At 57.6% G+C, this 23,117-nt stretch carries 29 protein-coding genes and 1 pseudogene; 24 read left to right on the plus strand and 6 right to left on the minus strand.

Going from position 1 to position 23,117, the window contains the following annotated elements:
- Positions 1–34: 34 nt before the first annotated feature.
- The 15 genes and pseudogenes from F6A13_RS13385 to F6A13_RS13455 all read left to right on the plus strand — a co-directional run bounded on the left by F6A13_RS13385 (position 35) and on the right by F6A13_RS13455 (position 11,459).
- A complete protein-coding gene (locus F6A13_RS13385; RefSeq protein WP_113527514.1) occupies positions 35–394 on the plus strand; it encodes an ArsR/SmtB family transcription factor in 360 nt (119 codons plus the stop codon).
- Positions 391–877, plus strand: a pseudogene (locus F6A13_RS13390) (arsenate reductase ArsC). The gene F6A13_RS13385 and the pseudogene F6A13_RS13390 overlap by 4 nt, the downstream one beginning before the upstream one ends.
- Positions 878–915: 38 nt before the next feature.
- Positions 916–1,278, plus strand: coding sequence for an arsenite efflux transporter metallochaperone ArsD (gene arsD / locus F6A13_RS13395; RefSeq protein WP_151528349.1), 363 nt, complete (start codon positions 916–918; stop codon positions 1,276–1,278).
- Positions 1,279–1,318: 40 nt separating this feature from the next.
- On the plus strand, positions 1,319–3,085 hold the full coding sequence (arsA, locus tag F6A13_RS13400) for an arsenical pump-driving ATPase (RefSeq protein ID WP_151528440.1): 1,767 nt from the start codon (positions 1,319–1,321) through the stop codon (positions 3,083–3,085).
- A gap of 214 nt (positions 3,086–3,299) precedes the next feature.
- Positions 3,300–3,677, plus strand: coding sequence for a DsrE family protein (locus F6A13_RS13405; RefSeq protein ID WP_113527510.1), 378 nt, complete (start codon positions 3,300–3,302; stop codon positions 3,675–3,677).
- Positions 3,678–3,912: 235 nt separating this feature from the next.
- Positions 3,913–4,041, plus strand: coding sequence for a DUF29 family protein (locus F6A13_RS13410; protein ID WP_181710144.1), 129 nt, complete (start codon positions 3,913–3,915; stop codon positions 4,039–4,041).
- Between the two features lie 12 nt (positions 4,042–4,053).
- Positions 4,054–4,314, plus strand: coding sequence for a DUF4258 domain-containing protein (locus tag F6A13_RS13415; protein ID WP_113527512.1), 261 nt, complete (start codon positions 4,054–4,056; stop codon positions 4,312–4,314).
- A complete protein-coding gene (locus F6A13_RS13420; protein WP_113527513.1) occupies positions 4,311–4,514 on the plus strand; it encodes a DUF2283 domain-containing protein in 204 nt (67 codons plus the stop codon). Before F6A13_RS13415 ends, F6A13_RS13420 begins: the two co-directional genes overlap by 4 nt.
- 483 nt (positions 4,515–4,997) lie before the next feature.
- Positions 4,998–5,357: an ArsR/SmtB family transcription factor gene (locus F6A13_RS13425; protein WP_113527514.1), complete on the plus strand. Its 360-nt coding sequence runs from the start codon at positions 4,998–5,000 to the stop codon at positions 5,355–5,357.
- Positions 5,354–5,845 (plus strand): arsenate reductase ArsC, encoded by a 492-nt coding sequence (locus tag F6A13_RS13430; protein WP_126604406.1) that lies wholly within the window; start codon positions 5,354–5,356, stop codon positions 5,843–5,845. The genes F6A13_RS13425 and F6A13_RS13430 overlap by 4 nt, the downstream gene beginning before the upstream one ends.
- Positions 5,846–6,057: 212 nt before the next feature.
- The gene (locus tag F6A13_RS13435) at positions 6,058–7,095 is read left to right on the plus strand and encodes an efflux RND transporter periplasmic adaptor subunit (protein ID WP_126604407.1); all 1,038 of its coding nucleotides are present in this window, start codon (positions 6,058–6,060) and stop codon (positions 7,093–7,095) included.
- Positions 7,096–7,098: 3 nt separating this feature from the next.
- On the plus strand, positions 7,099–8,877 hold the full coding sequence (locus F6A13_RS13440; protein WP_126604408.1) for an ATP-binding cassette domain-containing protein: 1,779 nt from the start codon (positions 7,099–7,101) through the stop codon (positions 8,875–8,877).
- Positions 8,874–9,989, plus strand: coding sequence for an ABC transporter permease (locus F6A13_RS13445; protein WP_113527518.1), 1,116 nt, complete (start codon positions 8,874–8,876; stop codon positions 9,987–9,989). Before F6A13_RS13440 ends, F6A13_RS13445 begins: the two co-directional genes overlap by 4 nt.
- Positions 9,989–11,098, plus strand: coding sequence for an ABC transporter permease (locus F6A13_RS13450; RefSeq protein ID WP_151528350.1), 1,110 nt, complete (start codon positions 9,989–9,991; stop codon positions 11,096–11,098). The genes F6A13_RS13445 and F6A13_RS13450 overlap by 1 nt, the downstream gene beginning before the upstream one ends.
- Before the next feature lie 40 nt (positions 11,099–11,138).
- A complete protein-coding gene (locus F6A13_RS13455; RefSeq protein ID WP_225981846.1) occupies positions 11,139–11,459 on the plus strand; it encodes a hypothetical protein in 321 nt (106 codons plus the stop codon).
- 149 nt (positions 11,460–11,608) lie between these two features.
- Here F6A13_RS13455 and F6A13_RS13460 read toward each other — a convergent pair whose 3' ends face one another.
- The gene (locus F6A13_RS13460; protein ID WP_113527521.1) at positions 11,609–11,890 is read right to left on the minus strand and encodes a hypothetical protein; all 282 of its coding nucleotides are present in this window, start codon (positions 11,888–11,890) and stop codon (positions 11,609–11,611) included.
- Positions 11,891–12,104: 214 nt separating this feature from the next.
- A complete protein-coding gene (locus tag F6A13_RS13465; protein ID WP_113527522.1) occupies positions 12,105–12,347 on the minus strand; it encodes a thioredoxin family protein in 243 nt (80 codons plus the stop codon).
- Between the two features lie 83 nt (positions 12,348–12,430).
- Between F6A13_RS13465 and F6A13_RS13470 the strand changes: the two genes are divergently transcribed.
- A complete protein-coding gene (locus F6A13_RS13470; protein ID WP_113527523.1) occupies positions 12,431–12,892 on the plus strand; it encodes a hemerythrin domain-containing protein in 462 nt (153 codons plus the stop codon).
- A complete protein-coding gene (locus tag F6A13_RS13475; protein ID WP_113527524.1) occupies positions 12,885–13,331 on the plus strand; it encodes a glycine cleavage system protein H in 447 nt (148 codons plus the stop codon). The genes F6A13_RS13470 and F6A13_RS13475 overlap by 8 nt, the downstream gene beginning before the upstream one ends.
- Before the next feature lie 90 nt (positions 13,332–13,421).
- Here F6A13_RS13475 and F6A13_RS13480 read toward each other — a convergent pair whose 3' ends face one another.
- The 4 genes from F6A13_RS13480 to F6A13_RS13495 form a co-directional block, all read right to left on the minus strand.
- Positions 13,422–13,931 (minus strand): hypothetical protein, encoded by a 510-nt coding sequence (locus tag F6A13_RS13480; RefSeq protein WP_126604410.1) that lies wholly within the window; start codon positions 13,929–13,931, stop codon positions 13,422–13,424.
- 141 nt (positions 13,932–14,072) lie between these two features.
- Positions 14,073–14,435 (minus strand): DUF192 domain-containing protein, encoded by a 363-nt coding sequence (locus F6A13_RS13485; protein ID WP_126604411.1) that lies wholly within the window; start codon positions 14,433–14,435, stop codon positions 14,073–14,075.
- Complete coding sequence (locus tag F6A13_RS13490) at positions 14,432–15,313, minus strand: type II secretion system F family protein (protein WP_126604412.1); 882 nt, start codon at positions 15,311–15,313, stop codon at positions 14,432–14,434. The genes F6A13_RS13485 and F6A13_RS13490 overlap by 4 nt, the downstream gene beginning before the upstream one ends.
- On the minus strand, positions 15,310–16,161 hold the full coding sequence (locus F6A13_RS13495; RefSeq protein WP_113527528.1) for a type II secretion system F family protein: 852 nt from the start codon (positions 16,159–16,161) through the stop codon (positions 15,310–15,312). Before F6A13_RS13495 ends, F6A13_RS13490 begins: the two co-directional genes overlap by 4 nt.
- Positions 16,162–16,491: 330 nt before the next feature.
- Here F6A13_RS13495 and F6A13_RS13500 point away from each other — a divergent pair, with 330 nt between their 5' ends.
- The 7 genes from F6A13_RS13500 (at position 16,492) to F6A13_RS13530 (ending at position 23,117) form a co-directional block, all read left to right on the plus strand.
- Positions 16,492–17,181: a helix-turn-helix transcriptional regulator gene (locus F6A13_RS13500; protein ID WP_113527529.1), complete on the plus strand. Its 690-nt coding sequence runs from the start codon at positions 16,492–16,494 to the stop codon at positions 17,179–17,181.
- 5 nt (positions 17,182–17,186) lie between these two features.
- Positions 17,187–18,329, plus strand: a complete 1,143-nt coding sequence (locus tag F6A13_RS13505) for an OmpA family protein (RefSeq protein ID WP_113527530.1) — start codon at positions 17,187–17,189, stop codon at positions 18,327–18,329.
- Positions 18,330–18,716: 387 nt separating this feature from the next.
- The gene (locus F6A13_RS13510; RefSeq protein WP_113527531.1) at positions 18,717–18,995 is read left to right on the plus strand and encodes a Flp family type IVb pilin; all 279 of its coding nucleotides are present in this window, start codon (positions 18,717–18,719) and stop codon (positions 18,993–18,995) included.
- Between the two features lie 94 nt (positions 18,996–19,089).
- A complete protein-coding gene (locus tag F6A13_RS13515) occupies positions 19,090–20,700 on the plus strand; it encodes a pilus assembly protein TadG-related protein (RefSeq protein ID WP_126604413.1) in 1,611 nt (536 codons plus the stop codon).
- Positions 20,701–20,714: 14 nt separating this feature from the next.
- Positions 20,715–21,623, plus strand: a complete 909-nt coding sequence (locus F6A13_RS13520; RefSeq protein ID WP_113527533.1) for a hypothetical protein — start codon at positions 20,715–20,717, stop codon at positions 21,621–21,623.
- A gap of 10 nt (positions 21,624–21,633) precedes the next feature.
- Positions 21,634–22,440, plus strand: coding sequence for a hypothetical protein (locus F6A13_RS13525; RefSeq protein ID WP_225981847.1), 807 nt, complete (start codon positions 21,634–21,636; stop codon positions 22,438–22,440).
- A 2-nt stretch (positions 22,441–22,442) separates the two neighbouring features.
- Complete coding sequence (locus tag F6A13_RS13530) at positions 22,443–23,117, plus strand: hypothetical protein (protein WP_113527534.1); 675 nt, start codon at positions 22,443–22,445, stop codon at positions 23,115–23,117.

The following is a 23,117-nucleotide window of genomic DNA, read 5'->3' on the forward strand; positions in this document are numbered from 1 at the left end:
GTCAATACTGCAAGAAATATTCGTGGATAATACGATGGAATCACTACAAGACCCTGCACAAATCGTCGCCCGCCTGGAGGCCCTGGCCTCGCCGGTGCGCCTGGAGATCTTTCGCCTGCTGGTAGAACAGGAGCCGACGGGTCTGGTATCCGGCGATATTGCCGAGCATCTGGGGCAACCGCACAACGGCATTTCCTTTCATCTGAAAAACCTCCAGCACGCCGGGCTGGTCACCGTGCAGCGCGAAGGACGCTATCAGCGCTACCGGGCAGCCATGCCGGTGGTGCGCGCGCTGGTCGCGTATCTCACCGAAAACTGTTGTCGCGGTACCCAGGATTGCGCTTTACCCCGTGCAACCATCCCTTCTTCGGTCCGCCAAGGAAACCAGCGATGAAAACCCCGGAAATCCTTTTTCTCTGCACCGGCAACTCCTGCCGTTCCATTCTCGCCGAAGTCACCTTCAATGCGCTGGCCGGACCGGGCATGCATGCCAGCAGCGCCGGTAGCCATCCTGCAGGGTACGTCCACCCTCGTTCCATAAGCCTGCTAAAGCGTGAGGGCTTTCCTACGGAAGGTCTGCGCAGCAAATCCTGGGAGGACCTGAAAGAGACTCCGGACATCGTCATCACCGTCTGCGCCAGTGCCGCCGGCGAAACCTGCCCCGCCTATCTGGGACCAGCCATCCGTGCCCACTGGGGTGTGGACGATCCCGCCAAGGCAAACGGGTAGCGAGGCGGAGATCGAGGCGGCCTTCACCACCGCCTACCAGATCCTGCGTCGTCGGATCGAAGCCTTTCTGGCCCTGCCCTGGACACAGGGGGAAGAAAGTAGCGACGTGGCCCTTCAAGCCGAACTGGCGCGCATCGGTGCGCAGTAACTTTTCAGACGGCATTCATTCTTTCAGGAGACGTTATCATGACCAAAATCCGTGTGTATGATCCCGCCATGTGCTGCAGTACGGGCGTATGCGGTCCGACCATCGATCCTGCGCTGGTACGCTTTTCTGCTGACGCGGACTGGGCAAAAGGCCAGGGAATCGATCTGGTACGCTACAACCTCAGCCAGGAACCCATGGCCTTTGTCCACAATTCGGTGGTGAAACAGTTTTTGGATCGTTCCGGCGCCGAAGCACTGCCGCTGATCTTGGTGGAAGGGGAGATCGCCCTGGCCGGGCGTTATCCGACCCGTGAGGAACTGGTCCGCTGGGCCGGGTTGGCGGCGGCGCCGGCCATGAAAAGCCCTTCTGGCGGCTGTTGCGGTGGCAGCGGCACCTGCTGAACGGTTCATCATTGGCGTAGGCTTCAACGAGGACTTCGGTATGCTTTTCCTACAAAATCCGCCCGCCTTTCTGTTTTTCACGGGCAAGGGTGGCGTTGGTAAAACGTCGCTGTCCTGTGCCACAGCCATCCATCTGGTTCGATTGGGCGAGAAGGTCTTGCTGGTGAGCACCGACCCTGCGTCCAACATCGGTCAGGTATTCAGTCAGGAAATCGGCAACAACATCACCGCCATTTCCACGGTACCCGGGCTATTCGCCCTGGAAATCGATCCGCAACAGGCGGCACAACAATATCGGGAGCGCATCGTGGGCCCGGTGCGCGGCGCTCTGCCGGAGGCCGTGGTCAAAGGCATCGAAGAACAGCTCTCCGGAGCCTGCACCACCGAAATCGCGGCCTTCGACGAATTCACCGCGTTGCTGACCGATGCGACACTAACGGCCGACTACGATCACGTCATCTTCGACACGGCGCCGACGGGCCATACCATTCGTCTGTTGCAATTGTCCGGCGCGTGGAGCGGCTTTATTGAGAAAAATCCGGAAGGCGCGTCGTGCCTTGGTCCACTGGCGGGCCTGGAAAAGCAACGCCAGCGTTATGCCGAAGCGGTCAAGGCGCTGTCCGATCCCCAACGCACGCGCCTGATACTGGTCGCGCGTGCGCAGAAAACCACGCTGGACGAGGTCGCACGCACCCACCAGGAACTGGCGGCCATCGGCCTGACCCGGCAGAACCTGGTCATCAACGGTGTGCTGCCGGCAGGCGAGGTTGTTCACGACGCGCTGGCCGCTGCCATACGTCACCGCGAACAGGCGGCCATAGCGGGCATGCCCGCCGCGCTGCGCGATCTGCCTGTCGATCCATTACCGCTTAAGGCATTCAATATGGTCGGCGTCGAGGCGCTGTGCAGCCTGCTCTCTGATCAAGACGAGATTGCAGCACCCGCCGGTAGCGATGCACCCGCTGAAATCGTTGGACTTCCGCGGTTGTTGACGCTGGTGGAAGAGATCGCTGGAATGGGTCACGGCCTGATCATGATGATGGGCAAGGGCGGAGTCGGCAAAACCACCCTGGCCGCTGCAGTGGCGGTGGCACTGGCCAAACGTGGCCTGCCCGTTCACCTGACCACCTCCGACCCCGCCGCACACCTGTCCGACACGCTGGCCGGTTCGCTGTGCAATCTGGAAGTCAGCCGCATTGACCCAGAGGTGGAGACCGAGCGTTATCGCCAGCATGTGCTGGACACCAAAGGCCAGGACCTGGATGCCGAAGGCCGTGCCCTGCTGGAAGAAGACTTGCGCTCGCCCTGCACGGAAGAAATCGCGGTATTCCAAGCATTCTCGCGCGTCCTCCGTGAGGCCGGCAAGCAATTCGTGGTGATGGACACCGCACCGACCGGGCATACCCTGCTGCTGCTGGACGCCACCGGGGCCTATCATCGCGAAGTGGCCCGCCACCTCGTCGATCCGCAGGTGCATTACACGACGCCGATGATGCAATTGCAGGACCCGGAACGGACGAAGGTGTTGATCGTGACCCTGCCGGAACCCACGCCGGTCCTGGAGGCAGCACAGTTGCAGGAAGACCTGCGTCGCGCGGGCATCGAGCCGTGGGCCTGGGTCATCAACAACAGCCTGGCGGCTGCGCCCACTGCGTCCCCCCTGCTGAAGAAGCGCGCCGCGCTGGAGGTGGCCCAGATCCAGTCGGTTCGCACCGACTACGCCAAACGCATCGCCCTGGTACCCATGCAGACAGAGGAGCCGGTGGGCATAGACCACTTGCGATCGCTGCTGAATCCAGCGTCGTGACCGTGGGTCATGCCGATCCCGTGTTCCCGAAGACGATTTTGCCGCAAAACTGCTCTGGTATGCCCATCCCGATGCCTTGGCCGATCTGGGCCGGCGCAAGGGAATCCCACCACGGCGCTAAGGACCGGCCCTGGAATCGCCCGGTCATTTTGTCTACGATCAGGGGAAGCGGCCCGGCCGTGGCTCCCGCTTTCCCATTGCCAGGAGGTGTTGAATGTCCGACGCACAAGCTGCAGATCTCGTTGTCGTCCTCATTACCGGGCCGGAAAACCCCAAGCGTTTACCTTCGGCCTTTTTCCTCGCCGCCACGGCGGCAGCCGCCGAGCAGAATGTCATCATGTATTTCACCGGTCCTGCTACAGAACTGTTGCGCAAGGGTAAGGCCGAATCCATCTTTCCCATGGCCGGGGGCAAGAGCGTGGCCGACTTCATGAAATTGGCCGAAGATAACGGCGTGCGCTTCATCGGTTGCCTCCAATCCCTGGAACTCAACGGCATGACGGCCGATGATGTGGACAAGCCGATTCCACTCCTCACTCCCAGCGCGGCGTTGCCCTCCTTGGGCGCTGCCGGGCGTGTCCTGACCTGGTAATCACCCCATCGCGATGAAAAGCCGCCGATGCCCGTCCCCCGTGACGGGCATCGCTATTCCTCTCCAACGTCCTCCCCAGAACCCTCTCCATGACCCTCCCCAAGGGGACATCTCTGCTTTGCTCAAAAGGGGACATTTGTGAATTGGGTTGACACAACGCCGACCCATCCTTTGCTCTTTTCGGAGTATGCCTTATGCTTTACCGTGCCAAACATGCCCAACAGGAGGCGTGACCATGGGAACAGCAATAAAGCTCGAAACGCCCGTCAATCTGTATGACCAGGACTTCTATGTATGGACCATGGAGCAGGCAGACCTTTTGCGCCGTCGCAAGCCGGAGATTGTGGGTTACCGCAACCTCTGAGGACATGGAAGCATGACGAAGTACATCCTCACTAAACATGCACAAGAAGAAATGGCTATTCGGGGGATTCCTGAATCCATTTTGGATGTGGTCATGCAGACGCCCGGAGAAGTTGTGCCGGAGAAAGAGGAATTGGTGGCTTACCAATCGGTGATCAGTTTTCCCGAAGGACCTATGCTGCTCAGGGCTATCGTGGCTGACCAAGACCTACCTATGCGGATCATTACCGTCTACCGTACCAGCAAGATAGAGAAGTATTGGAGGGGATCATGAAAGTACGCTACGACCCGGACACGGATACGCTGACCATGCGACTGAGTGAGCATCCTGTCATGGAAAGCGACGAGGCAAGCCCCGGCGTCATTTTGGATTATGATGATCACGGGAATGTGGTAGGCATCGAAATACTGAAGGCATCCAAAGGCGGCGCCACCCTGCAGACCATTGAGTATGCCTACGGCGTAGGCAGGTGAACCAGATCCGGGGCTTGTTTTATGAATTTGGTGCCGATCTGCCGCAAGGTCGCCGCGACGGCGGTTGTTCCAGGTGCCGGGCCGGCTCATCCGCCATGCCGGTGCCTGGATCCTGAAGGTGGCCAACCTTTGTAGAAGACTTTGCGGACATTCGTGCTCGCGGTTACGCCACGCTCCACGAACTGGCCCCCTGAACGCTCCTTGGTACCGCCCACGTCCCATTGAACGCCTCCGGCGCGGTAGATCTGCGCCTGCACTCCGCACTGGTGCCTGTATGCCCCCGGCAATCGAGCGAAAAACCGGCCAACGACTGAAGATTCGTCCGAAAATAACGCATCCTAGAGCTAAATCACCTCTCGCATACCCGTCATGCGACACATCGAGACCATCCTCCAACATCAATCGCGGATTTGGGCACAGAGCCAAGTCTTGACGAGCGCCACGGTCTTGTCAATACTGCAAGAAATATTCGTGGATAATACGATGGAATCACTACAAGACCCTGCACAAATCGTCGCCCGCCTGGAGGCCCTGGCCTCGCCGGTGCGCCTGGAGATCTTTCGCCTGCTGGTAGAACAGGAGCCGACGGGTCTGGTATCCGGCGATATTGCCGAGCATCTGGGGCAACCGCACAACGGCATTTCCTTTCATCTGAAAAACCTCCAGCACGCCGGGCTGGTCACCGTGCAGCGCGAAGGACGCTATCAGCGCTACCGGGCAGCCATGCCGGTGGTGCGCGCGCTGGTCGCGTATCTCACCGAAAACTGTTGTCGCGGTACCCAGGATTGCGCTTTACCCCGTGCAACCATCCCTTCTTCGGTCCGCCAAGGAAACCAGCGATGAAAACCCCGGAAATCCTTTTTCTCTGCACCGGCAACTCCTGCCGTTCCATTCTCGCCGAAGTCACCTTCAATGCGCTGGCCGGACCGGGCATGCATGCCAGCAGCGCCGGTAGCCATCCTGCAGGGTACGTCCACCCTCGTTCCATAAGCCTGCTAAAGCGTGAGGGCTTTCCTACGGAAGGTCTGCGCAGCAAATCCTGGGAGGACCTGAAAGAGACTCCGGACATCGTCATCACCGTCTGCGCCAGTGCCGCCGGCGAAACCTGCCCCGCCTATCTGGGACCAGCCATCCGTGCCCACTGGGGTGTGGACGATCCGGCCAAAGCGACCGGTACGGAAGCGCAGATCGAAGCGGCTTTCGATACTGCCTACCATATCCTGCGCCACCGTATCGAAGCCTTGCTGCAGTTACCAGTGGTAGAACTGCTGGAGAAAGATCCGGCAAAGCTGCGGCAGGAACTGGAGCACATCGGCACTTTGCTGCCTTAATCTACCCATCAAGGCGCACGGCGCATGGGTACGATGATCATGCAAAGCAACGGCTTGGCGAACACCCCCGTCACTTGATGCGTTTCTCCGAATCCAGACCATCCTCCCCCACTCACGGGCAGCGCGGCACGACCGCATCTGGAATCCGTCAATATCCTGTCAATAGGGCGCGAAGCGTTCTAACATAACGCGCGTAACCATCGGAGATAAATATGGCCATTTCCCGCAAAAAACGCGCACTGGCACTGGTAGTAGTGCTTATCGTTGCTGGTGCGGTCGCCTATTATTTTCTGAGCCGCAATCACGCCCCAGAAAAAACCGTCACCATCTACGGCAATATCGACATTCGCCAGGTGCAAGCCGCCTTTGACGACAATGGCCGGCTTCTCGGTCTTCGGGTACAGGAGGGCGACCGGGTAAAAAAGGGACAATTGCTGGCCGATCTGGACCCCGTACGCTTCCAGGACGCTGTAGATAAAGATGCCGCAGGCATGGCCGCACAGGAGCAGGTGCTAGCTCGCCTGCTGGCGGGTTCCCGTCCGGAAGAAATCGCCGAAGCCCGGGCCGAAGCCGCTGCCGCTCAAGCGACCCTGAGCAATGCCGAGATCACCTGGCAACGCCAGCAGTCCCTGGCCGCCGAGCAATACGTGCCCAAGCAAAGCCTCGACAACGCCGCCGCCGCCCTGAAGACCGCCCGCGCCAATCTCGATCACGCCCAGCAGGCACTGACCCTGGCTATCAAGGGGCCGCGCAAAGAAGATATTGCGGCGGCGCGGCAGCAGCTGCAAGCCGATAAGGCAGGTCTGTCTCTGGCGCGCCGCGAACTCACGGACACCCGTCTTTATGCGCCAGAAGACGGCGTCGTTCAGGACCGTATTCTGGAGCCGGGCGACATGGTTTCCCCGCAGACCCCGGTGTTCACTCTGGCATTGGATAATCCGGTCTGGGTGCGCGCCTATCTGCCGGAAAAGGCGTTGGGGCAGGTGCGACTGGGCATGAAGGCGACGATCGATAGTGATTCCTTCCCGGGCAAATCTTTCTCGGGCTGGGTGGGTTTCATTTCGCCCACTGCGGAATTCACGCCCAAGACCGTGCAAACCACGGAGTTGCGTACGGAGTTGGTGTACCGGGTGCGGGTCTATGCCTGCAATCCGCAGCATCGCCTGCGCCTGGGTATGCCCGTCACCGTTCATATTCCGCTGATAGACAACCAGCCGCAAAAGCTTTCTGCGCATCCTTGCGGAAACTGAGCCGTGGCTGAGGCTGATACCCCGCTGCGTTTTACCGAGGTCAGCAAGGGCTTCGCCCGCGGCCGAGCCCGGGTGCAGGCGCTGGACCGACTGGAAATTGCGCTGCAGGCAGGCACCGTCACCGGCCTGCTGGGTCCCGATGGTGCCGGCAAAACAACGTTGATGCGTTTGGCGACGGGCCTGCTCCTGCCAGATACCGGAACGGTGACGGTCCTGGGCGCAGACACTCGCAGCCAGGCCAATACCATTCAGCGCGAAATCGGCTACATGCCCCAGCGCTTCGGCCTTTACGAAGACCTCACGGTACAAGAGAACCTGGATCTCTATGCCGACCTGCAGGGACTCGGCCGGGAAGATGCCCGCGCCCGCCAGCAGGACCTGCTCAAGCTGACAGCCCTGGGTCCCTTCGGTGCGCGGCGTTCCGGAGCCCTTTCCGGCGGCATGAAGCAAAAGCTCGGCCTCGCCTGTGCGCTGTTACGCGCGCCGCAATTGCTGCTGCTCGACGAACCTACCGTTGGTGTCGACCCCATCGCGCGCCGCGAGCTCTGGGACATCGTTCAGGGACTGCGGGACAAGGGCGTGACGGTCCTCATGAGTACGGCCTATTTTGATGAGGCGGAGCGCTGCGACGAAATCATCCTGCTCCATCAGGGCAGACTGCTCAAGAAAGACACCCCCAAGGCCTTCGGCGCGCCCCTACAAGGACGCTGCTTGCTGGTGACCAACAACCATGCCACCAGCAAGCGGCATCTACGCGAGGCGTTACAAGCCCGTCTGGGTGTTCAGGATGCCCGCATTCTGGCGGAGGGAGTGCGGGTGCTCTGCCGGACCACCGCGCAACCCGCTGCGGCGGAGGGCGAACAATGGCAACCCGTCGATCCGGTCTTTGAAGATGCGTTTGTGGATTTGCTGGGCGTGCCGGTGACCGCTACAGCCGCCAGCGCGGCGACCACTGCTCCTGCGACCGGCACCGCACCCCAGGCGTCGGCCAGCGCACCGCCGGGACAGGAATCCGCAGTGGAAACCGTCATCGAAGTACGCGATCTCTGCAAATTCTTCGGTCACTTCGAGGCCGTCAAGGGCAACACCTTCCGTGTGCAGAAAGGGCAGATTTTTGGCCTGCTGGGCGCCAACGGCGCTGGCAAGACCACGACTTTCCGCATGCTCTGTGGCCTGTTACCGGCGTCCTCCGGCACCTTGCGCGTCGCCGGGGTCGACATGCGCCACGCCAGCGGCCGGGCGCGGGCACGCATCGGTTACGTCTCTCAGAAGTTTGCGCTCTACGGCAACCTCAGTTGCGATCAGAATCTCGCCTTTTTCTCGGCGGCTTATGGCTTGCGCGGTACCCAGCGGCAGGATCGCCTGAACTGGGCGCGTCAGGAATTTCAGTTGCGCGACTACCGCGACGTCAACGCCGATGATCTACCTTTGGGTATCAAGCAGCGTCTCGCCCTGGCCTGCGCGCTGCTACACGAACCGCCCATCCTCTTCCTCGACGAACCCACCTCTGGTGTCGATCCTCTGGCGCGCCGGGAATTCTGGCAGCGGGTCAATGCCCTTGCAGAGTCGGGTGTCACCGTAATGATCACCACCCACTTTATGGATGAAGCCGAATACTGCGACAACCTGGTGTTGATGTCCCTCGGCGAAGTGCTCGCCCAGGGCAGCCCCGAGCAGGTGCGGGCCCAGGCCAAGGATGCAGAGCATCCCGACCCCAGCATGGAAGACGCCTTCATTCTCCTGATCCAGGCCCACGAAAGCCGGATCCGGAGGGCGTCATGAATCTGCAACGCCTGCGCGGACTGATCCGCAAGGAATTCGTCCAGATCCTGCGCGACCCTTCCGCCATCGCCATCGCCTTTTTCATGCCGGTGTTTTTGCTGTTTCTGTTTGGCTACGGTGTGTCTCTGGATGCCAAGCATGTGCCGGTCGCCGTCGTAGTGGATCAACCAACGGCGGAAACCAGTGCCTTCGTGGGCGGCTTGCAACAGTCCCCCTATTTCGAGCCACAGATATACACCAGCATGCACAGTGCCCGGCAGGCACTGATGGCACGCAAGGCCGATGGCATCCTCTGGCTGCGCGAGGACTTCAGCCGCCAGATACTACGGGGAAATACCGCCTCCATCGGCGTTCTGATCAACGGGGTAGATGCCAACAATGCGCGCATTCTGGAGGGCTATCTGCAGGGCATCTGGCAGAACTGGCTGCAACAGCGCGCGCTCAATGCCGGAGCCCCGCTGATCATCCCGGTGAACGGCGAAGACCGCATCTGGTTCAATCCCGCCCTGCGCAGCAGGGACTATCTGGTACCGGGTCTGATCGCGGTGATCATGACCCTCATTGGCGCCTTGCTGACCGCCTTGGTGGTGGCCCGTGAGTGGGAACGCGGCACCATGGAGGCCCTCATGGCCACTCCGGTCACCATGAGTGAGATTCTGCTGGGCAAACTGATTCCGTATTTTATCATGGGCATGGGCGGTATGCTGCTCTCCGTGGCACTGGCCGTCTGGCTTTTCGCCGTCCCCCTGGTCGGCAGTTTCTGGGTGCTGCTCGCCTGCTCGGCGCTCTTTCTGCTGACGGCGCTGGGCATGGGGTTGCTGATTTCCAGTGTCGCCCGTAATCAGTTTGTGGCCGGGCAGATCGCCATCATCGTCACCTTTCTGCCCGCCTTTATTCTTTCGGGCTTCATCTTCGATATCCAGTCGATGCCGGCGGCCATCCGCATCATCACCCATATTGTCGCGGCCCGCTATTTCGTGAGTATCCTGCAGACCATCTTCCTCGCCGGGGATGTCTGGCCCATCATTCTCTGGAACAGTCTGGCGCTGCTGCTGATGGCGGCGTTTTTCCTCGGCGTCACCTTGCGTCGTTCCCACAAGAGGCTGGACTGATGCTAGCACGGGTCTGGGCCTTGGTCATCAAGGAATTCCTCGCGCTTTTGCGGGACAAGAAAAGCCGTTTCGTGCTCATCGGTCCACCCCTCATTCAGTTACTGGTCTTCGGCTATGCCGCCACTTTTGACCTGAGCCACATCCCCTATGCCGTCTACAACCAGGACACCGGATTTGCCTCCCGGAAACTGCTGGGGGATTTTCAAGGCTCTCCGGCTTTTCAGCAGGTGGCGACCATTACAAACGAGGGGCAGATAGCCCCGCTCATCGATAACGAAAAGGCCCTGCTCGTCTTGCAGATCGGCCCCCACTTCACTCGCGACCTGCTGCTGCATCGGCCGGCTCCCGTGCAGGTGATCATGAATGGCCGCAACTCCAACACGGCCACTTTGGCCCTGAATTACGTCAATACGGTGCTGCTGTCCTTTGATACCCGTTGGGCCGCGGACCATCATTGGGGTCGGCCGCCGGCACAACTGGTGGTCCGTTCCTGGTTCAATCCCAATCTGCTGTCCCGCTGGTTTATTGTGCCGGGCATTGTGGCCCTGCTCATGCTGGTGGTAACGCTCCTGGTGACCGGCCTGTCGGTGGCGCGCGAGCGGGAGCAAGGAACCTTTGACCAGCTCCTGGTGACCCCCATGGATCCGGTGGAGATACTGGTGGGGAAAGCCCTGCCCGGGTTCATCATCGGGGGGCTGGAAGGCAGCTTCATCGCCCTGGTGGCGGTGCTCTGGTTTCACGTGCCTTTTGTGGGCAGCATACTCGCACTACTGGTGGGTATGGCCCTGTTCCTGCTGGCGGCGGTAGGCATCGGCCTGATGATCTCCTCACTGGCGGTGACCCAGCAGCAAGGACTGCTGGGCGTGTTCCTCTTTCTGGTACCCGCCATTATCCTCTCGGGATTCGCCACCCCTATCGCGAATATGCCGGAACTGGTACAGGATCTGACCTATATCAACCCCATGCGCTATTTTCTGGTGATCGTGCGCGGGGTGTTTCTGGAGGGAGACAACATGTCCATGCTCTGGTCGCAATACTGGCCCCTGGCGCTCATCGCGATTTTCTCCATGAGCGCTGCCGCCTGGCTCTTCCGGCACAGGATGCAATGATGCGCCCATTCTCTCAACACGCTTCCCCGAGGAATTGAAAATGCTGCGTATCCTGTTGATCGAGTGTTTGTTCAGCGCACTGCTCGGCGCGATCATTTTTCGTCTGGCTTACGCCTTCCTGCAAAAACGCTGCTGCGCCTGGGCGGTTGCACTACTGACCGCCTTGCTGCTGGGGATCGGCGTCAGCGGTGTGCTGCATCCTTACCTGGTGAGGGATTTCGCGGAAGCATCGAACAGGCTGATTCCGCCTCTATGGTTTTCGCAACTCTCCCGGTCTCTCTGCTATCTCGCCGGAGCCTGGCTGGCCGATCATGTCGTACGCAGACGGGAGCGTCTGGGTTTTGGTCAGAAGAAGATCTGAGCCCGTTCCAGAACCGCGGCCAAACGCCACCACCATAGGGCCTTGCCGGTTGCACACGCATCCCGCCGACCATCACGAAGCGGACACATTGTGAAAAGAATGGGGCCGGGACGACAGCGTCCCCAGCCCCGCCCTTGGGTCACCGTTCCTCAGAGCGTTTTCGTGGAACGTGCCATGGCTGCAGTGATTTCTTCCGGACTCAGGTCTCCCGCAATATGGATTTGGGTGCCGTCCTCTCCCTGAACCACCTCCATACCCGTCACCTTGGCTTTGGTTTCAGCGCTCATGCAGTTGCATTGCCCGGTCTGGCAGTTTTCCACGATGGCAAAGACCTTTTTGGCCTCTACCGAGTTATCGACGTGTACGGCTACACCCTCGGCCGTTTTTTGTACGGTGCTGACATCTTTGATGGTGCGATCACAGCAGGACATGGCAATGCTCCTTTTCGGTCAAAGAAATAAGGTATCCCGAGCCAATGCCGGGCTTACCCTGCTTCCTTCATGAGATTAATAATACTTGTACAATATACGTACTTTCGTTGACTCATTGCAATAGCGCACTTCATGGAACGATGTCACTTTCTCATCGCCGAGGCCTTCACTGCGGTCAACACCCTCGGCGCCCTGCTGCCAAGCACGGCAGGCTTCAGGCGCCGAGCAATTTCAAAACGTCACCTAACGGCTGAACGCCCACAGCTTTCAAGGTGCCATCCACCACCACCGCAGGAACGGTTTTGATGCGCAGTCGGCTGACGACCTCGCGACCATCCCGTTCAGCGACATCCAGAATCTGCAGGTCCATGGGTAATTTTTGTGCCGCTTCTGTCCAGATTCTTTCTGCCTGTGGGCAGGTGGGGCACCATTTCGACACCAATAGTTGCACTTTCATTTCCGACCTCTCTGGCGACATTGGGCTATGATTGCAGGAGCGGTAACCGTTTTACCCGCTCCACACTCAAAAAGGAGAGTACCGTGGGTAGCATAGATCAGATCATGCAACACGACCATGAACGGCTGGACGCGCTTCTGGAAGCCTGCGCTACCGCCGTGCAGGAGAGTCGATGGCAAGATGCTGCCGGGCTTTTGGAACAGTTTCGTCGCGGCATCGTGGAGGGACATATGTTCGTGGAGGAAACGATGCTGTTTCCCGCATTCGAAGCGCTGGAGGGTGGCGACGAGCATTCCCTGACGGCCTTGCTGCGCAAAGGGCATCAGGACCTGCAGGTGTTCTTTCAAGAGATGGCCGAGGCCATAGAGGCGCAGGATGCCGAGGAGTTCAACGACTTCCTGAGCACGGTGCAGACCATTCTCAAGCAGCATGACGCCAGGGAGGAGGCGGAACTCTATCCCCATCTGGCGGACGCCCTGCCGGATCACGGCGCCGCCGCAGCGCAGCGCATAGCAGATGGACCAAGGGAGAAAGGGAATGAGTGAGTTTCAAGGCTGCCAGTTGCCGGAAGACCTCCATTATGATCTGGACTATGTCTGGGCACGTCCCGAGGAGGATGGCACCTTCACCATCGGCGTCACCGATCCGGCCCAGACAATGTCGGGGCGCTTGCAAAAGGCCCGCATCAAAAAGGTGGGCACCCACCTGGAGGCCGGTCGACACGTGGCCACCCTGGAGAGTGGCAAATGGGCCGGCGGCGTCCCGGTGCCTTTTGCCGGGACGGTGATAGCGCGCAACGACACGTTGCTGGAAAATCCCCATTTCATCAACATCGACCCCTACGGCGATGCCTGGATCGCACGGGTGCAGCCTGACGATCCGGCCACGGCCCTGGAGCGCCTCCATACCGGCCCGGATGCCGTCGCGGCACTCCAGGCCTGGATCAAGCGCTATGACGTGCAATGCATGCGCTGTTCCGACTAAGGCGCCGACGCTCGTTCGTTGGCTGGTTTTCTGCAAACACTCCCGTCCGACGATATGCGGAAGCTTACGAACCGGCTGCCCGGAATAACCTCATGGAGATATGCCGTTGCGGTGCCGACGCGGCCAATGATCGATGATGCTGAACGCCAGATGCAGTATCCACAACAACAACAGAAAGGCGGCCAGTGTGCGGTGCCAGGGCAGGAGATCTCCCGCTCCCCGCCACAGCAGGATACCCAGGATCACGGTCACGCTCGCCAGGAGCAGAAAGACCCCCGCCACAGCGGCGTCCAGCCCCTCGCGCAGGAGGGTGCCGTCGCGCCCCAAATGGCGCCACTGGCGAACGACCCGCCGCCGTGTCGTCGCCGAAAGTAGAAAGATCCGCGCCGCACTCCGCCGACCTGCCCCAGAGCCAAGGAGCCAGGACCATTCACCGGCAAGGAAAAGCGCGGCAACCAGGCCGTCGATGATGTGGAAGGGCAGAAGCCAGATCCAGCCCAAGGCCAGGAGCAAACCCGAGGCGAGTTGCAGGGTCACCGTCAACACCACGCCGAGGAGCAGGAATATGGCCCAGGTCGGCCGACGCTCATCCCTCGCCATTGCGCCAGATCCTGCCCGAGCGGCGCCCGGCGTCAACCAAAAGGCTTTCGGCCACGGGGAACGCATCGGCACGCAGGCATTGGTGTAAGACGGCATACATGGCACAGGTCCCCAGTCCAGCGACCGTCTTCTTCCAATCAGTCAAGGACGCAATGATGCAACCCGCCACGTAAAACACTGTCCCGAAACCACTCCATGACGTTCAACACCGCCTGCCGCCACCTCCAGCGTCACGCGGGCGCCCCGGCAGGATTTAAGCCGCCATGGCCTGACACGCGAATGGCACGCCAACACCTTCAGATCGGCATCCAGGAAAACGATATCGATGGGGAAACGCATACCCGCGGTGTGTACACTCCCGCAAGCAGTCAGCAACAACCCCTGCTGATCAGCGAGCCCGGCCTTGCCCAGCAAACCCTGCAAACGGTCGAGAAAACTGTCCGCCATCTGCACCTCAGACCAGAGCACCTGATCACCCCGACAAACTACGCCTTGTTGTGTCAAAAGCCGCCTTCCTGAAGAAACTTCATGTAGATGACAAAAGCTAGCATCAAAAAGGTGATGGGAAAAATGAAGACGAGCAGTGGCGCCAGCAACTTGACCGGGGCCTCCAGCGCCATTTTTTCGGCGCGCAGGAAACGCTCTTCGCGCCGCTGTTCCGCCTGCGCCCGCAACGCTGGCCCCAGATCACCACCCCGATCTTCCGACTGAATCAGCGCACTGACCAGACTCCGGACCTCCGGCAACGGAACTCGCTCGCCAAAGCGCCGGAAAATGTCTGTCTTCGATGTCCCCGCGCGCAAATCGCGGATCATGACACCGAACTCATTACGCAACGGACCCGGAGGCCCCTTATCCACCGCCACTTGCATGGCGCCGGTCAAATTCAGCCCGCCCTCGATCATCAGAGTGATAAAATCGAGATAAACGGGCAGATCCTTGAGAATCAGCCGCCCCCGCCGCCGGGATTGCTCAACAAGCCACAGATCGGGATAAAAACTGCCGATAAACACGGCCAGCAGGCTCAGCCAGAGATTAAAAACTCCTAGCGCCATGTAGAGTAAAAAGATAAAAATCAATGGAGCCAGAGTGCCGACCCATTTGAGCGCCACGAACTCTCGAGCATTGAGCATATAATGAACGCCCGCTCGCTGTAATCGCTGGTGGATGCGCAGCAGAAGGCGGTCCGGAATAAAAATAATCACCGTGGACCGGATGAATTGCACAAGGGGCCAGAACAGGCGTAACTCCTTTGGCAGGGGGTCCATATAATCCCGCAGTGAAGGCTCCATCTGCCGCACCAGCACCCCCAGCGCATAGACCAAAAGCCCGACGGAAATCCCGGTGACGAGGGCTACTGACAGTGTCCATGGCGTACTCATACCTCAATGCTCACGATTTTTCGAATCCAGAAATAGCCGAGCACCTCAAACAGGATGGCGATGGCAAGCACTGCCCAGCCCCGTATGGTATTGAACAGCGCACCCATGGCCTGTGGCTCGATCTGCAGGAGCGCAAAAACAACCAAAGCCGGTAATATGGTCATCACCATACCCTGAAGGCGGCCTTGTGCCGTCAATGCTTGAATCTTCTGCTCCATCATCAATCGTTTGCGGATGGTATGTCCCAGTCGCGCCACCGTTTCGGCAAGATTGCCCCCCACCTCTCGACTGATGCGCAGCGCCGAGGATACCAGTTGCACATCCTGCGACGGTACCCGTCGCGCCAGATGGTCTATGGCGTCCTCGAAGGCAACCCCCAGACGTTGCTCCCGCACCACCAGCGCTAGCTCTTGGCTGATGGGTGGGCTCAGATCACGGGAAAGCCCCTCCATGGCTTGCTGCAGGTTGGCGCCACCGCGCAAGCTGCCAGCCAGCATCATAAGAGCATCCGGCAGTTGGACATGCAGACGATCCAAACGCCGCTTCCGCAACCAGCGCAACGCAAAACGCGGCAGCAATGCGGCGAGGGTAGCCGCTGCAATGACCAACACCGGCGAACCCAGCAACAGCCAGGCCGTGAGCGGTAAAATCAGCACCAGCGCCACATTTAGCTTCCACAACAGATCAGGGTCCGCAAAGATGAACAACTCTGACAACCTGACCTGCCCATCGCGAGCGAAGGTCGCCCGCCCCTTCACCAAAGCCTGCCGGGTTGCCTCCAGAGCCACCAAAACAAATCCGGCCACCGCAGCGAACACCAGAATACCCAGTATATTTTGGTCTACCATCCGCTCCTCCACCCATTTTTCGATCCGATTACCGATTCCCGACGAATCGCACCAATACCCCGTATGTGACGTCAGCTTCCACCCATTACCTCTGGCGCCGACATGTTTTCTGCATTAAAACACAATCCACAGATCAGAAACAGATATTCTATAATCACGCACTATAAATTGTATTTCACTGTATTTGTTTGTTATTTTAACATCAACTCAAAAATAATAGCTTTACAATAGCCATTATAGTGAGCCGCTTTGGTACATATTGACATCGGCACCAAGGGCGGTACTATCGCATCATAGTATAAATTAATCTCCATATCGGAGGGAGCGAATATGTGGCTGAACCTACTGGCCCAACCCGCGGCGTGCGGCGCGGGTCCTGCACTGAAATGCTATGCATTGGGAAGATCCCCCACGGAAATCGCCAAAGGATGGCGAGAGCAGGGCTGGTTCCGACAAATCAAAGTCTATCGCCTGCACCGTCATTGCAAAGGCTGGCAGACGACTTCCTGGTGGCGCTACCCCGCCGGACGCTGGCCTGCCCTGCCCCGGGAGCTGATCGTCCGGGCGCAGCGCGAGGCCACAGCCGGGAATCCACACCCCTACTGCATCACAACGTCCTCGCAACTCGCGATGAGTATCCTCTGCAACCTCGCGCCCATGCAGATCGCGTTATGCCACCTGGAGATCACCAGGCAACTAAGCCATACGGAACTTAGGGATATCCAGGCAGAGTTATTAATTCTCTACACTTCCCTCGAAACCAAAGAACCTTTCCATCCCGAACTCACCCCGACGGACTTACGTATTGCCCAAATGCTGGTAGAGGGAATCGGCCAGAATGAGATTGCGGCTCAGATTGGCCAAAGTGAAAGCACCATTCGCTCCCGGATCGCCGTCATGTGCAGACGGCACGGGGTACCCAACCGCAGGATGCTCTTGGCCCGCCTACTCAAAACCATCGAAAACAAGGGATCTGGGAGTAAACGATCGTTTCCGAACCAATTGTCACAATCGGAGTGAAAAGCATGCGCACGTTTATCCTGCGACTCAGCCTGGTACCGCTTTTATTCACCGGCCCTGCTCTTGCACTGGACGAACCTGGACAGGACTTGCCCTATCTAGGACGTTACCCTGGCAGCGTCATTGACGGGTACAAAACCACCCATTATGACCAGATCACCGTGCCTCTCGGCCCGTTGGGCAAAAATGGTTTGACCCGTTCTGAGACCGTAGCGGGTCAGGTGACGTACATTCGTTACAACGTACCCGAAGACCGCTCCCCCTTGGAATTCATCCTCAACTACCAACAGGCCCTGCAGCACGCAGGATTTCACATCCTATGGCAATGTGCCAACCTTGGCTGTAGAGTCAACAACGACGCCCCAGTAAACACTCTCCTATGGCGCGGCGCGCCAACCAATTACCAGGGGAATGTAGAGAACTTTTTATTTGAGAACGGTCGGATGTTGACCGCCGAGCATCACGCCACCGATGGCGTACGTACCCTGATTTTCATTAATGATAACACGTTGTTTGGACACTCCCAGATCGCTTCAGTGTATTCGGTGCAAACCAAACCCATGCAAGGCGGTTTAGTCAGCAGCGATGCCGGACACTTGACCAGTGCGGGCATGGCCGATGCCCTGGCTCAGCACGGCCGCTTCACCATGCACCTGCCCTTCGATTTCAACCAGGCGACCTTACGCGCGGATGCCCAATCCAGCATCATGGCGTTATTTCAGCTTATGCAGCAGCATCCTCCCCTGCGGGTACGCCTAGACGGGCATACCGATCCGGTAGGCACCGCCACCTATAACCAGAAGCTGTCGCTGAACCGCGCTCTAGCCGTAAAATCAGCGTTGACAGCGCAAGGTATAGATGGTCGGCGTATTGAGGTCACCGGGTACGGAGCCTCACGTCCGATAGCATCTAACAGTACCGACGACGGCCGGGCAAAAAATCGTAGGGTCGAAGTGGTCGCCCTCACTCCCGGCGCCACCGCCGGACTCCGGCCCGCAAGCGTGCCACCACCCACCATAGCATCTGCCCCAACCGAAATCCCCGGTGCTGCACTGGCGGCCAATGTCTTGGACACTGCCCGCAGCGAAACCAACTATCAGATACAGCAGGGCGTACGCAACCTGATTCAGGGCGTATTTGGAAACTGACTACATACACCTTCCGGACCACCATCACCAGAAGCGCCGAAACTTTTCTCCGGCGCTTTTTTTATGTCGTAACACCAGGCAATTTTAGCACCACCATAAAGTTACACAATGGCATACAGGCACGTTTACACTAATGTTACATATCGTCGCCCAATTTGACTATTACTAATATCTATTCGTGTTGTTCACGCTCAGAGTACCATGGTTTCAACCCACCTCACAGCTCCGGATTCACACCATTTTTTATAACGATATGGGAGTACCACTGATAATCATTGTATTCATATAATTACAAAATATGTTCAGTGATTACCGACCATATTGCGCGACTAATTTACCTATGCTTGAATGAGGTCGTGGTAGTCATCAATCCTTTCAGGAGAACCCATGAAACCAAACTTCGCCACTCCAATATTTCAGGCAGAACGCGGACAAGGCATGACAGAATATCTGATTATCGTCGCTCTTATCGCTATCACTGGTATTGCCGTATATTCGTTCTTCGGTCAGACCTTGCGTCATCAGATGGCAGGAATATCCCAGGAATTATCTGGTAAAAAGGCAGACTCTGAGATTGGATTAGCCCAAGGTACCGCCGGAGAGGCGACGAACAACGCGGGCAAGCAGAAGAACATGAGCGATTACAAATCGGATATGGGTAAGTAATTTTCTCTTCGCAGGACGGGGCATACCCCGTCCGTAATCTGCGGCTATACCTCCCGGTATGCCGTGACTATAACATATATTTTGGGGAGATGCAGTGTTTCCTATTCCTCGATCACGAGACGACTCTCCTGTCGCGGTAAGGCATGTAGAATCCGGACAGGCCGCGTTATTCTCTGCCCTTCTGATTCCCGTAGTGTTATTGGCGGCACTCTTCGTATTCAACACCGGACAACTATCCGCCATCAAACTGAAAACCCAGAATGCCGCCGATGCGGCCGCTTTCTCCGCTATGCAAATGGAAGCACGAGAACTCAATTTCATCTCCTACACCAACCGTGCAATGGTTGCCAATCAGGTGGCTATCGGGCAAACCATCAGCCTGGTTTCGTGGGCACATTATGTAAAAAGTCTTGGCCTGAACATTCAGAGAGCCGGCACAATTGCTTCTTTCATACCCTACGTTGGTCAAGCAATAATGATGATTACCAATGGTATTGCCAAAGCCGCAACCTTGCTGGATCAAAGCGTTTCCAACGCTGCCAAGGTGGCTCTTCCCGCTCTGGATATCGCCGATGCCGCACTTAGCGGTGCGCAAGAAATCTATCATCTATCCAACGGCGCTTTTGATCCCGGAACAGACAACAGCAAAGCAGGAGGCGCGATGACCGCAGTGGCTGAGCAGGTAATCAAAATCCATGATCCGGATGCCCGATTAAACGCCATTCTTTTAGCAAGCAATCTTGGGCAGTATTTCAAAAATCGTAGCGACCTTATCCAGCGTTGGGGAGGAGATAAGAATAGAGCGCAGGCACGCATGGCTTATATGATCAATGCCTCACGGGATGGGTTTACGGCGGCTCGGAATGATTTGCCGACACCGTTGCGTTTCTTTAGCTCACCAAATTTGTGGAGTTTTGGATGGGAATTTCGCCGTGCGGGCGGAACGCAGTTGGCCCCCAACCGAGATGGTCGTTATGTCTGGTCTGGGATGGATACACTGTCTTTCCACTACTGGCAGAGGAAAGCGGCACTTTTTGGCGGAAAGAAATGGTCTGAAATACCTTTAGGTTACGGTGCCTCGCAGACCGGTAATGGTAACAATTTTTCATACCCCAGCAACTACACCGAAACCCGGGCACAACCGCAAATGCATTTCCCCGCCGATGACCGCAACGCGCTTTTACCGGCCTATCAAAATTCCTGGAATGCCAATTCCGGCGCCTCTCGCATCGCCGCCAGTCTGCACCCGGAGGACCAGAACGGCATGGGCAGCACAGCACTTAAACGCCCCGGCGGCGATAGTAGTCGCGCGACGGCGGGTGGGATTACCCGTTACTGGGACTTCAATCGTCGCAACCAAAAACTCGTGGACGCCAACGGCGATCCATCAGACATCATGCCATTTTACACGGTGGTCGTGGAGCATGCACGGGGAAGTGTTCGGGATGCAGCAAACGCCCTGCGCATCCATCAAATGGCATCTCGCCAGGATATCAACTTGGTATTGCCGCAAAAGGCGCTAGAAGGTCAGGTACGCGCCGTTGCAAAAGCACAGGCCTACTTCCGTCATCCTGCGCCCATCTGGCAACGGAACGATAGATTCTATGAAAGAGGCAACCTGTTCAGCCCCTTCTGGGAAGCCCGTCTCGTCGACTTAGACGCGACTGACCGTATGCAATACGCCGCCATGCTCGGTCTGCACTAACCTGAGGACAATCCATGATCAAAGATAGAAATGTAATTCGCATCGGTCTGCAAATCAGCATGGCAGTTGCCTGCCTCACCCTCACCACCTATGCCGATGCGGAAAAAGTGACGGAACCGGTCCCCGATTCTCCCCATGCAAACCCGGCGTTACGCGCGAAGATTCGCTCTGGCCAGATCGGTAGCACTTTGGAAGAAAAATTAAAAACATTGCGTGAAGCGAGGGACTACACCAATGCGCCGGGCGACTTCACGAAAAATGGAGACGTTCCTGAGTACGATGTTATCGTTGCCGGCTTGAACCATTTCAAAAAATTCATTACCAACTATACAAACCCATCAATAACGGACTGGGACCGTGATTTAAAGTTGCCAGAAGGATGCCGATGGATTCCCAATCCTCCGGCACTCGCTCCTGTCATCATCAGGAGTGCTTCAGTGAATGCCCCAACCCATACCAGCAAATGGCACATTATCTCCTGTGTGGCGAAGGTCCAGTCCGGCAAAAAGATGAAATCTGTGACATATTTTTACCGTCTTTATGCCAGCATCACTAGCGGTTCAGCAGACGAAGCCCTCTCTCTCGCGCGAAAAAATCTACGAAAATACGGATACGATGAAGTAACGCTTCCCACTTATCCTCATGACCAAAATGATAGATCAGCCATATTTTCAGATAAGGGCCGTGCAGCGATAGCTGTTGCCGGTGCGTCTTCTGAAACCGTGCCGGCCACATACATTAACCACCCGGACAAACTAACTAAATATACGCCAATGTTACATAACTTGAAGAACTATTTACAAAATAATGGAAAAATCACCACCATAAGCATATATGAGGTTTCTTTGACCCCGTTGGATGCCCCACTAAAACCCATCCGCGGACTGGACACCGCCGTCGCCGGACTTCCCAAGAATCATTAATCAAAAAGATATGACACATCGGCCACTCACAAGCCTGCCACATACCTGTAGCGAACGCGGTCAATCCCTTACCGAGTTCGTCGTGGTGGCTGCGTTCGCGCTTATTCCACTTTTTTTCCTGGTGATCTACACCGGGAAATGGAGCTTCACCCAGTTACGGACTATCGAAGCGGCGCGCTACGTGGCATGGGAGCGCACGGTGTGGCGCAGTCAGCCACCGCAGGGACGGGGGTGGGTGGCCATTAAACCTGATGCCGATCTGCGGGATGAGGCGGCTGCGAGATTTTTCGGGCAACACGGTATGGCGTTAGCCAATACCGAGAACAGAACAGTTATAGACCCGATTCTGACCCGTCATGATGGTCGGCCTTTGTTACGTGACCTCGCCAATATTCAGGTGGCTACGCATGAGGAAACCATCTCCAGTGGAGTTTCTATGAACTTTTTGGGAACCATCATGAAAATTACGGACATTCCGTTGCGCATGACCGGACCCACAGTCGCCACCGTCAGCGTTCAACTGGAAGGACTGCCGGGGTATCGCTATCTACCGGACAATCCGCTCGCCAGCGGCCCCCTCTTTACCGCGCAGGCCGCCGTGCTCACGGATGCATGGACAGCCAACGGCCCTGCAGAGGAAGCGCAGACGGTAAAAAAGTTCCTGCCAACCGCGTATCTGGATGACGGGGCGATAAAAGCGGTAACAACCGTGGGAGGCACCCTTTTTCCTGAACTCAAACGCCTGGATTTCGGGCACGTCGATCCGGAAGTGCAGTATGGCGACCGCCTGCAACCTTATCCCAGTGGAGGCAAATAATCATGAACATCCGATCGATCATGTTCTGTATCGTTGCGATTCTCAGCGCCCCGACTTTGGCCGTGGCGGATGAGAAGGGACCACTCCTGCCTCCTCCAGACAACGCGGTCACCGAACCACTGGCAAGTCACCTTCGTATCAACGGCTTGGATATGCGTGCCGTACAATTTCATGTGGGTGCGGAGGAAGAACGGCTACGCTCCTATTTTGTAGAGGCGTGCGCAAAACTGGGCGGATCCTATACGGAAAATCAACTTCGCAATGAACATATTCAAGGGTGCATTACGCCACCTTATTCGTTGGCCACCCAGTGGCACATGGAGGGCGAGTCTGCCTACGGCACTCTCTCCAGTCTGCGTATGGATCAAAAAATGGAGCGCGACCCGCTACCTGCCGATTTGCCGTTACCGTCCAACGCCTCAGTATTGCAGGATGTGGAGACTACCGACGCGGGCATTCACGGACGGGTTTTGCATATACGTGCTGACAGTCCTGCCAAAACACTGCGCAGCACGCTCACAAACGCATTAATGGTACAACAATGGCAACCGGCTCCGGCCATGCGCAACAACCCATCCGTGATCTCCATGAATAAAGGGAACCGCCATCTGGACATTGTAATTGGTGAAGACGGTACCGATAACAGTCGCCTGGTGGTAGTTCTGGATCAACGTTAG

It is taken from the genome of Acidithiobacillus sp. 'AMD consortium', assembly GCF_008926505.1.
GTDB lineage: Bacteria > Pseudomonadota > Gammaproteobacteria > Acidithiobacillales > Acidithiobacillaceae > Acidithiobacillus > Acidithiobacillus ferridurans.